At 66.7% G+C, this 9,709-nt stretch carries 10 protein-coding genes; 3 read left to right on the plus strand and 7 right to left on the minus strand.

The genetic code is table 11. The features are described 5' to 3' along the window. Positions 1 to 86: 86 nt before the first annotated feature. From EK403_RS22510 to EK403_RS17895, 3 genes are all read right to left on the minus strand, one after another. Positions 87 to 263 (minus strand): hypothetical protein, encoded by a 177-nt coding sequence (locus tag EK403_RS22510; protein ID WP_164919663.1) that lies wholly within the window; start codon positions 261 to 263, stop codon positions 87 to 89. 25 nt (positions 264 to 288) lie between these two features. Then, a complete protein-coding gene (ydiK, locus tag EK403_RS17890; RefSeq protein WP_245479775.1) occupies positions 289 to 1,455 on the minus strand; it encodes an AI-2E family transporter YdiK in 1,167 nt (388 codons plus the stop codon). Positions 1,456 to 1,588: 133 nt separating this feature from the next. Continuing rightward, positions 1,589 to 1,978 (minus strand): hypothetical protein, encoded by a 390-nt coding sequence (locus EK403_RS17895; RefSeq protein WP_245479776.1) that lies wholly within the window; start codon positions 1,976 to 1,978, stop codon positions 1,589 to 1,591. Positions 1,979 to 2,304: 326 nt separating this feature from the next. Here EK403_RS17895 and EK403_RS17900 point away from each other — a divergent pair, with 326 nt between their 5' ends. The 3 genes from EK403_RS17900 (at position 2,305) to EK403_RS17910 (ending at position 5,560) form a co-directional block, all read left to right on the plus strand. Beyond that, positions 2,305 to 4,014, plus strand: coding sequence for a SulP family inorganic anion transporter (locus EK403_RS17900; protein WP_128778830.1), 1,710 nt, complete (start codon positions 2,305 to 2,307; stop codon positions 4,012 to 4,014). A 123-nt stretch (positions 4,015 to 4,137) separates the two neighbouring features. After that, positions 4,138 to 5,076 carry a polyphosphate kinase 2 family protein gene (locus EK403_RS17905; protein ID WP_128778831.1) on the plus strand — a complete coding sequence of 313 codons (939 nt, stop codon included), beginning with the start codon at positions 4,138 to 4,140 and terminating at the stop codon, positions 5,074 to 5,076. A gap of 40 nt (positions 5,077 to 5,116) precedes the next feature. Continuing rightward, complete coding sequence (locus EK403_RS17910; protein ID WP_128778832.1) at positions 5,117 to 5,560, plus strand: hypothetical protein; 444 nt, start codon at positions 5,117 to 5,119, stop codon at positions 5,558 to 5,560. Between the two features lie 165 nt (positions 5,561 to 5,725). Here EK403_RS17910 and EK403_RS17915 read toward each other — a convergent pair whose 3' ends face one another. The 4 genes from EK403_RS17915 to EK403_RS17930 form a co-directional block, all read right to left on the minus strand. After that, positions 5,726 to 6,667 (minus strand): PDR/VanB family oxidoreductase, encoded by a 942-nt coding sequence (locus tag EK403_RS17915; protein WP_128778833.1) that lies wholly within the window; start codon positions 6,665 to 6,667, stop codon positions 5,726 to 5,728. Beyond that, the gene (locus EK403_RS17920) at positions 6,664 to 7,287 is read right to left on the minus strand and encodes an MOSC domain-containing protein (RefSeq protein WP_128778834.1); all 624 of its coding nucleotides are present in this window, start codon (positions 7,285 to 7,287) and stop codon (positions 6,664 to 6,666) included. Before EK403_RS17920 ends, EK403_RS17915 begins: the two co-directional genes overlap by 4 nt. Positions 7,288 to 7,380: 93 nt before the next feature. Beyond that, complete coding sequence (locus EK403_RS17925; protein WP_206659579.1) at positions 7,381 to 8,706, minus strand: MFS transporter; 1,326 nt, start codon at positions 8,704 to 8,706, stop codon at positions 7,381 to 7,383. 157 nt (positions 8,707 to 8,863) lie between these two features. Further along, positions 8,864 to 9,496, minus strand: a complete 633-nt coding sequence (locus EK403_RS17930) for a helix-turn-helix domain-containing protein (protein ID WP_245479777.1) — start codon at positions 9,494 to 9,496, stop codon at positions 8,864 to 8,866. Positions 9,497 to 9,709: the final 213 nt, after the last annotated feature.

Below are 9,709 nucleotides of genomic sequence, written 5' to 3' on the forward strand. Positions count from 1 at the left end.
CTTCTTCAAAGCCGCTGGATACGATCCGGATTAACGCGAATCCGCTCTAGAGCGGATTCGTCTTAATCTGGGTCGTATCCAGCGGCTTAGACCGAGAGAGCCCCGGGGGGCGGCGCCTGCGGGCCGTGAACGACGATCTGCTCTCCGGCCGCCGGCCCGATATCCCAAATATCATCAAGCGGCGGAGATAGGTTTTCGGAAAAAATTCGCTCACGATCGTAGACGACCGTGGCGATAACTTCCGCCAGCGCCGCTGCCGCCATTATCATCACCGACGCGACTTGGTGTTCACTCCACCCGCAGAGGTTCGAGCAGTGGAATGCTCTCGACGGCCGGGGCCGAGCGACCGTCCGGGCGTTCGGCCGCGTGTTCGCTGTCGGGGTGATCCGCCATCCAGGCGTTCAGCAGCGCATAGGCGATCGCGAGCACCGTGGGCCCGATGAAGATTCCCAGTATGCCGAACGCGATCAACCCGCCGATCACGCCGGCGAAGATCAGCAGCAGTGGGAGGTCCGCTCCCCTCCGGATCAGGATCGGACGTATGAAAGTGTCCATGACGGCGGCGACGACCGTGAAGGCCAGCAGCACGGTCGCCCAGAAGGGGTCGCCGGAATAATACATCCATACGACCACCGGCCCCATGACGAGGGCTGGCCCGAGCTGAACCAAGCACAGCAGGAAGATCACCGCGGTCAGCACCGGGGCGAACGGCACCCCGGTCACCCACAGGCCGACGCCCGCCAGCAGGCTCTGCGCGAGAGCGGTCACCACGACCCCCAGCGCCACGCTTCGAACGGCCTGGCCGGCGAGACGGACGGCCAGTTCGCCGCGATCGCCCCCGAGCCGGCGGCCGAAGCGGATGGCCGTGGCGGCCGCTTCTTCGCCCTTTGCGTACATGACTGCGGCGATCGCGGTCGTCAGAAGGAAATGAAGGAAGATTGCGCCCAGACTTCCGGCGGCCGACGCGAACCATTGAGTCAGCGCTCCGGCATAGGGCGTCAGCTTCGGGGCGAGGTCACGCACGCCCGCGGATGCCAGCTTTTCCCAGGCTTCGGCCGCGCGAGCGCCGACGAGCGGCGTCTCCGCGAGCCAATCCGGCGGGGGCGGCGCCCTGAACGATCGAACCGTTCGCACCAAATCGCCGACCTCCGCGAGGTGAGCGAGGACAGTGCTGACCGCCAGCCAGAACGGCACGATCAGCAGCAACAGCAGGGCGAGCGTCATGATCAGGACAGCGACGCCGCGCCGGCCGCCAGTGTTGCGTTGCACCAGCAGCATCAGGGGCCAGGTGGCGATGACCAGGGTCATGGCCCAGATGATCGCCGGCAGGAACGGCTGCATCACCAGGAAACCCACCATGAGCAGGCCTCCGATGAACAGCACGACCAGCGTCGAGCGGGTCAGGTCTTCCTGAAGACGAGTCGCGGCGGCCGGACCTTCCATGGCTTTGCTCATCGCGAAGAGCCTCCGGCCCTTTAGGGAAAACCGTTCGCGGCGGCTCTGGGCGGCGGTCGCCGCCGCCCGCTCCCCGCCGTCCAAAAGGCAAGATTTTGGCGCGACATTTGAGCTGTGGCTTCGGCCAGGGACGTCACCACACGAGGGTGAAGCCGACGTCGCCGGGCATTCCACGGGGGAAGTCGACGATTTCGACCTGCAAGCCAAATCCATTCGGCTTCAGCTCGCTCTCGTAGAACTCGTAAGCTCTCTTGGCGAAGCCTTCGAGCGTCTGCGGCCATTTCGGGTCGGCGTTGTTGATCGCCCTTCCCTGGTCGGTGCAGAACGAGCTCGGGAACCGCATGACGAGCAGCTCCTTCTCGCCGCGCTCGGCCGCCCATCGCACCCGCGTCGACACCCGCTCGACGATGTCCGGAGGCAATTCGCGCTTCATGAAGGCGTCGTGCAGCTCTTCCTGCGCCTTGCGCTCCCTTTCGGCAGCCTCTCGCGCCTTTCGGGCGTTCGTAGTCTCGATGTCATCCATTAGACTTCGAAGGTCTTTCGCGGACATTATTTTCTGCTCGGCCATCGGTCATGCCTCCCATCGGGCTGCGGCTCGTCGGCCTTGCTGACGGCGCGGCTCCATCCAGTTTCCGGGACGCAAACGCCACGCGCGCGCCGACCCCCCGTCGACCTCAAGCCGGCTGTCGCCGCGCCGACGCGGGTCCTGGGGATCGAACCTTTGATGCTAGTTCAACGCAGTGTCTCGCGCGATAGCGCGGTTCGCGGGCTGACGAAGGTCGGATGTTGTTTCGGCGATCACAGGCGAGCATGATCGCCCGTCCTTCGGCGAGGGTCGCGGTCAAAGCCATGCGTCTTCTTCAGATCGCGCGCTTGCGGACCTACCGGCCAGAATGGCTCCGCTATGACGTGACCGCGGGTCTTGCGATCGCCGCGGTCGGTCTGCCGAGCGCCATCGCTTATCCCGCGCTGGCCGGCCTGCCGCCGGAGGTCGGGCTCTACGCCAGCATCGTTTCGGTGCTCGGCTACGCGTTGCTCGGCTCGTCCAAGCAGCTTGTGGTGGGGCCGGACGCAGGCACCGTGACGGTGCTGGCCGCGGTGTTGCTGTCGTTCGGCCCGGCGACGGCGGAGGAACGTGTAGTGGCGTCGGCAGCGCTCGCGGCGATCGCCGGCGCGCTCTACTTCGTCGCCTATTTTCTGCGGCTCGGCTTTATCGCCAACTTCCTGTCCCGACCGATCCTGACGGGCTTCATGACCGGCGTCTCGCTGTCGATACTGATCGGGCAGCTCGGCCGCTTCACGGGGATCAAGATCGACAGCGACGGCCTCATCAGGCCGCTGATCGAACTCGCCGGAAAGGCGGCCGACATTCACTGGCCGTCGGTGGCGCTGGGGAGCGGCCTTTTCGTCCTGCTTCGGCTTCTGAGCGCGTGGCGCCCGGCGATTCCCGGTCCACTGATCGCCGTGGCGCTGGCCATCCTCCTGTCCGCGGTCTTCGACTTCTCGGCCATGGGAATCCGCGTCGTCGGCGAGGTTCCTTCGAAATTGCCGTTTCCGGCCCTGCCTATCCCGCGCGGCGTCGCGATCGACGATCTGATCCTCGGCGCTGTGGCGCTGCTAATCGTAAGCTTCGGCTCCGGCATTGTCACGGCGAGGAGTTTTGGGGCGAAGAACAGGCACGCGGTCGACGCCAACCGGGAATTGCTGGGCTTCGGCGGGGCGAACCTCGCTTCCGGCCTGTTCGGAGGCTTCGCGGTCACGGCGTCGGATTCCCGGACGGCGATCAACGATCTGATGGGCGGAAAGACACAGCTCGCCGCGATCGTTTCCGCCGTCGCGCTGGCGGTCGCCGTGCTCTTTCTGACGAAGCCGCTTTCCATCCTTCCGACTCCGGCGCTCGGAGCGATCCTGGCGTCCGCCGCCGTCAGCCTCCTGAATCTGCGCATCCTGCGCGACCTGTGGAGGGTCAGCCGGATCGAGTTCGTCTTCGCGTTCATCAGCATCGCGGGCGTGATCACGCTCGGCGTCCTGAAAGGCGTCGTCGTCGCCATCGCCGCGACCTTGCTCTACCTCGTCATGAAGGGGCTCAGGCCACATGACGCGATGCTCGGCCGCATCCCCGGCCGGGAAGGCTTCTACAAGCTGCATCGGCATCCGGATGCTCGGCCAATCGCAGGCCTTGCGATCTATCTGGTTCAGGGCAGCTTGCTGTTCTTCAACGCGGATTATGTCAGGAGCCGGGTGGAGGCGGCGATTGCGACCCTGCCGCCCGAAACCCGGTGGTTCATCCTCGACGCCAGCGCTGCGGCCCAGATCGACACCACCGCCGCGACCATGCTCGATGAGCTCTGCGCCTTCGCAAGACGCCGAGGCCTGAAATTCGGCGTCGTGCAGCTCCACGGCGAGCCGCTGGACCTGTTGCGGCGCTCGGGCGTCGCCGAGAGGATCGGAACAGACATGATTTTCGAGGACGCCGAGGATGCGGTTGTCGCGTTCCACACGACTTCTGACGCCGGAGAGAGCCCACAGACGAGCGCTCCCGGACGCGAGGCGTCGTAGGCCTTCCGTAACAGTAAAGATACATGGATGCGGTCAACAGGCCCCGTGAGATCTGGGCATCTATCGGCGCTTGGAGCGCTTTTCGGCCCAAACCAGACGACTTCAAGAACAAGGGAGGGTGAGATGCCGCCGGGGCTTGACTTCGACAAGAAGCGGGAAGTCGCCGTCGGCGACGGCGACCGGGTGCGATTTCGGTTCCGGGACGTCGCCGTCCAGCCGGGCAAGCCGGTGTCGCTCAAGAAGGATTTCGACCCTGATTTCACGGGCGGCTACGACGACAAGGCCGGCGCCCTCGCCCAGGTGGCGGCCAATGTGGAGCGCCTGTCGGCGATGCAGGAGATCCTCTACGCCCAGGACGTCTATTCATTGCTGATCATATTCCAGGCGATGGACGCCGCCGGAAAGGACGGCGCCATACGCCACGTCATGTCGGGGGTGAATCCGCAGGGATGCCAGGTCACCAGCTTCAAGGCGCCGTCGGCCGACGACCTCGATCATTGCTACCTGGGACGCGCCCAGAAGGCCCTGCCCGGACGCGGCATGATCGGCATCTTCAACAGGTCCTACTATGAAGAGGTGCTGGTCGTCAGGGTCCATCCGGAGCTTCTGAAGAAGCAGAAGCTTCCGCCGAAATCACTGGACAAGGACATCTGGAAGCGTCGCTTCAAGGAGATCAATGATTTCGAGAAGTACCTACGACAGAATGGCACGATCGTCGTCAAATTCTTCCTGAACGTTTCCAAGAAGGAGCAAAAGCGCCGGTTTCTGTCGCGCATCGACGAGCCCGAGAAGAACTGGAAGTTCTCGGTCGCGGACGCGGAGGAAAGGAGATACTGGGACGACTATCAGAAGGCGTTCGAGGACATGCTGGAGAACACCAGCACCGAATGGGCGCCATGGTTCGTCATCCCCGCCGACAACAAATGGTTCGCGCGGCTTGCGATTTCGGAAGCCATCTCTGCAGTCCTTGAACGGCTCGATCTGAAGATGCCGGTCGTCGGAGACGACCGAAAGAAGGAGCTGTCGAGGATACGGGAGGCGCTTTGCGCCGAAAAAGACTGACGGCCGGAAGTCCAGCCGTTCAAGGCTTCGGAGAGCGACCATGATCGCCAGAATCGCCTCAGTCTTGTTGTCCTGCGTGTTGATCGGAGGCCCGGCTTTCGCAGCGTCGCCTCCTGCGGGCCCGCCTGCCGCCGCCGTCCGCATCCAGCAGCTCCAGGTCGCCCTCATCGGCTCCGGGGCCATCGGGGGAGGAACGCTGCGCTTCCGCGACCGCAGCTACGACATCACGGTCGGGGGACTCGGCATCGGAGGCATCGGCGCCTCGCGGCTGCTTGCGACCGGCTCGGTCTACGGCCTGACCCGCGTGAGCGACTTCGCCGGCGCCTATGTCCAGGTTCGCGAGGGTTGGGCGCTGGGCGACAAGGGCCGGGGCACGCTCTGGCTCCGCAACGGCAAGGGCGTGGTGATGCGCCTTGCGACCCGCCGGAGAGGTTTGCAGCTGTCATTGGGAGCGGACGGGGTTCTGATCGGCTTCCGGCGATGAGGGCCGACTGGGCCCCGGGCGATCGGCGAGGAAAGTTCTACTGCTCGAGACCTTGAGCCTCGGCGTTGTGTTGAGTTGGATGGGCTAGATAATACGCTCCTCTCGCGGTTCCCGCCTCGGTCGCTGACAAGCGTATCCTGATCGCGGCCCCGTCCACCGTCACGGTCACAGGTCGAGCGTCACCGATACGCGCGCGCGGGAGACGCAGGTCGCAATCTTGTCCTGCCGGTCCGCGACCGAGAGAGCCGCGTCGCGGTGTATGACGACGCCTTCCGTGTAGCCGCACACACAGGAGCCGCAGACCCCGAGCTCGCATGATGAGGGCATCGTGATCCCGTGGTCGCGCAGCACCTCAAGCAGCGAGCGGTCCGCCGGCACGTGCAGCGTTTCCGCCGTCGAGGCGAGCGTCGCGTCGAACGGCTCGGGCTTGAAGTTCTCGTCGAGCGTCGCCTGGAACGCCTCGGCGCAGATGCGCTGTTCGGGCCAGCCGAGCTCGGCGGCGGCGGTCCGCACCGCGTCCAGCAGCCGCTGCGGCCCGCAGACATAGAGGCAGGCGTCGTGCGCCGGGCCGATCAGCTGAGGGTCGAAGCGGCGGCCGTCAGCCGAGAACCAGGTCTGCAGCCGGTCGCCGCACACCGCGCGGAGCTCCGGCAGCAGCGGCGCCTCCGGCTCGGACCGCGCGCAGAAATGGACGGTGAAATCCGCCCCGTCGGCCGCAAGCCGTCGCGCCATGGCGAGCGCCGGCGTCACACCGATGCCGCCGACGACGAAGACGTGCCGCCTCGCCTCCTGGAGGCGGAAATTGCTGCGCGGCGCCGAGACATGGGCGACCGCGCCGGGCGCGAGCGCGTCATGCGCCCAGCGCGACGCGCCGCGGCCAGCGTCCTCGCGCTTGATGGCGATCTCGTAGGTCCGGCGGTCGGCGGAATCGCCGCAGAGCGAATATTGCCGGATCTTGCCGTCCGGCAGCCTCAGGTCGACATGCGCGCCCGGCTCCCAGGCCGGCAGTTCGGGCCGGATCGGGTGGACCAGCGTCAGATGCAGCACCTTCGGGGTCGAAAGCGCCGCGGCCTCCACCCGAAGCTTCATGATCATGCGCGCGGTCATGCGTCGGCGTCGTCCAGCAATTCGATGGCGTCGCCCGGGCGGATGACGCCGCCGCTCTCGATCCCGCAGTTGAGGCCCGAGCGGTTGTAGAGCGGCAGATAGACGGGCAGGCCCAGAAGCTCCTCGAGATATTTGCAGGGAAAGTTCAGCCGCCCGCCCCTGAGGATCACCTCGCCGGCGCGGAAGCGCCGACCGACCAGATGGTTGAGGGGGACTCCGCGGACAGTGAGGTTCCGCCGGTGATCTCCCGGCGCGAGCGCGATCGCGCCGCCCTGCAGCGGCGGGTCGTTGCGCGCGAGCGCGTCGAGCGCCTCCTGCTCGATCAGCGTCACCTCGCGGGTGTCGGGCTTCGGCGAATAGGTGCCGGTCCCGTCGAAATAGCGGTCGCCCACGATGCCGCGGCCGGCGACGCATTCGGCCTCCCGAAGCTCCTCCATTTCGTAACTCGCGGCCGGCGCCACATGGATATGCAGCAGGACCCCGCGGAAGCCGGTCGCTCCCCCCGGCACGCCGCGTGCTATGGAGCCGGCGGCGTGCTCGAAGGCCTCCACCATTTTCGGCGCGGGCCTCGTGGCTTGCGGCTCGGCCAGCGCTTCGCGTCGCGTCTCGTCGTCCCTCATTCCGGTCTCCCTGGCGTCGCCGATCGGCGCTCCTTGGTGGATCGCGGCGCCCGGAACGAAGCGGTCCGGACGCCGCCGTCTCGTCTGCTCGCGTCAGGCGCGGCCAATGTCGAGGTCGCGCGTCTCCGTTGCGTAGAGCGTAGCGACCAGCGTGATCGCGGCGAGCCCGATCAGATAGAGGGCGATCGGCCACGTCGCTCCCGCCCAGGCGAGCAGGCCGGTCGCGATCATTGGCGCAAAGCCGCCCGAGATCGCGGCCGCGATCTGGCAGCCGAGCGAGGCGCCCGAATAGCGCACGCGGGTGCCGAACAGCTCCGGCAGGAACGCCGCCTGCGGGCCGAACATAGTGCCGTGCGTCAAGCTCATGATGACGGCGATCGAGATCACTACGACTGTGGGGTCGCGCGTCTCCAGCAGCGGGAACACGATCAGCGCGCAGAGCGCGCTGATCAGCGCGCCGCCGAGATACATCGGCCGGCGCCCGATCTTGTCGGACAGCCAGCCAAACAACGGCAGCGTCGCGAACTCCAGCACGGCGCCGAGCAGGATGGCGTAGAGGATCAGGCTCCGCGGGAGACCGAGCGTGCCGGTAGCGTAAACGATCGAGAACACGGTGAGCACATAGACCCAGGCGACCTCCGAGACCTTGAGCCCGACCGCGGTCAGGAAGGTCCTCGGCTCCTTCATGATGACGTCGAGCACCGGCATGCGCGCCGCCGACTCGGTCTTCTTCACCTGCGCGAAGGCCGGCGTCTCGACGAGCTTGAGGCGCACGAACAGTCCGACGCCAATCAGCACGATGCTGCACAGGAAGGGCAGCCGCCAGCCCCAGGACAGGAAGTCCTGCTGCGGCAGCATGGTCAGGCCGAGGAAGGTCGCGGTCGACAGCGCGACGCCGGCCGGGAAGCCGACCTGCACGAGGCTGCCGTAGAAGCCGCGCTTCTTTTCGGGCGCGTGTTCGATCACCATCAGCACCGCGCCGCCCCATTCGCCGCCGATGCCGACGCCCTGGAGCAGGCGCAGCAGCACCAAGAGGATGGGCGCCCAGATCCCGATCTGTTCATAGGTCGGCAGGCAGCCGATCAGGAACGTGCCGAGGCCCATGATGAGCATGGTGAGGGTCAGCATCGCCTTGCGGCCGATCCGATCGCCGAAATGTCCGAAGATCGCGCCGCCGAGCGGGCGCGCCACGAAACCGACCGCATAGGCCGCGAAGGCCGCGAGCGTGCCCGCCACCGGGTCCATGGTCGGGAAGAACAGCTTGTTGAACACCAGCGCCGCGGCGGTGCCGTAAATCAGGAAGTCGTACCACTCCACCACCGTCCCGAGCACGCTCGCCCAGACGATGCGCTTCATCTCCTTGTCTTCCGACCTGGAGGTCGGGACGCTCAGGCCATCAGCGGTCGGCGCGTCGCTCATGTCATGCCTCCTATCCAACGATAGTGGAGAAATTTCCACTATTCGGGAGGCAAGGCCCGTGCCAGACTAAAGTGTAAGGGGATCGCGGCCTCGCGCGGCCGGGCTGGCGCGCTTTCGGGCGATGTCGCGGGCGGGGCGCCTGCCGGGCAGGCGGAGCTCAGCGGATGCGGGACGAGTCGATGACCAGGAAGTATTGGCAGTCGCCGGCGCCGACATTGGCGAAGGAATGGTCCGCGTCGGCCTCGAAATACAGGCTATCGCCCTCTTCGAGCGTCACCGCCCTGTCGCCGACGTGAGCCTCGAGCCGGCCCTTGAGCACGTAGATGTACTCGGACACCCCGCGCCGGTGCCCGACGAAGCGGCCCGAGCTTCCGCCGGGCGGCACCGTGTTCAGCACCCAGTCGATCCCGCGGCCGGGAAGCACCGGCGAGATGCAGCGCCGCAGGAAGCCGGACTCGGCGTCCCGCAGGATCGGCTGCCGGTCGGCCGGGATCACCAGGATCTCGCGTTCGGTCGGCGGCGCCATCAGCCGCGAGAAGGTGACGCCGAGCGCCTCGGCGAGGCGCGACAGCAGCGTGGTCGAGGGCGCCGCCTCGGCGCGCTCGACCTTGGAGATCATCGAACGGCTGACGCCGGAGAGCGCCGAGAGCGCCTCGAGCGAGAGCCCCCGGTCCTTGCGGTGGCGGCGGAGCTCCGCGGCCAGCACCTCGACCTGCGCGCGCTCGCCCGCGGCGGGCTTCCGCGGTCGCTCGTCCAGGCTGAGGTCAATGTCGGCGCGTTCGATGCTCACACGCTAGCTCATGGACGAGACACATCTCACGATCAAGAGGAGCCTTGAATGCGAGACCGAGACGCGCCCGCCCGCATCGGGGTCGTGCTCTACGACACGGTGGAGCCGATCGACGTCGGGGGAACGGTCGGGGTGATCTCCATGGCCCGCCGCGTCCTGCCCAATATCTCCGACGCCATGATCGCACGCCGCGCCGGCCCGGTGCGGCTCGCC

It is taken from the genome of Hansschlegelia zhihuaiae (genome assembly GCF_004103825.1).
In the GTDB taxonomy this organism is placed as follows: domain Bacteria; phylum Pseudomonadota; class Alphaproteobacteria; order Rhizobiales; family Methylopilaceae; genus Methylopila; species Methylopila zhihuaiae.

Coding starts and splice junctions, on each gene's coding strand:
- EK403_RS22510 (WP_164919663.1), bottom strand. CDS start 263: ATGGCGGCAGCGGCGCTGGCGGAAGTTATCGCCACGGTCGTCTACGAT.
- ydiK (WP_245479775.1), bottom strand. CDS start 1,455: ATGAGCAAAGCCATGGAAGGTCCGGCCGCCGCGACTCGTCTTCAGGAA.
- EK403_RS17895 (WP_245479776.1), bottom strand. CDS start 1,978: ATGGATGACATCGAGACTACGAACGCCCGAAAGGCGCGAGAGGCTGCC.
- EK403_RS17900 (WP_128778830.1), top strand. CDS start 2,305: ATGCGTCTTCTTCAGATCGCGCGCTTGCGGACCTACCGGCCAGAATGG.
- EK403_RS17905 (WP_128778831.1), top strand. CDS start 4,138: ATGCCGCCGGGGCTTGACTTCGACAAGAAGCGGGAAGTCGCCGTCGGC.
- EK403_RS17910 (WP_128778832.1), top strand. CDS start 5,117: ATGATCGCCAGAATCGCCTCAGTCTTGTTGTCCTGCGTGTTGATCGGA.
- EK403_RS17915 (WP_128778833.1), bottom strand. CDS start 6,667: ATGACCGCGCGCATGATCATGAAGCTTCGGGTGGAGGCCGCGGCGCTT.
- EK403_RS17920 (WP_128778834.1), bottom strand. CDS start 7,287: ATGAGGGACGACGAGACGCGACGCGAAGCGCTGGCCGAGCCGCAAGCC.
- EK403_RS17925 (WP_206659579.1), bottom strand. CDS start 8,706: ATGAGCGACGCGCCGACCGCTGATGGCCTGAGCGTCCCGACCTCCAGG.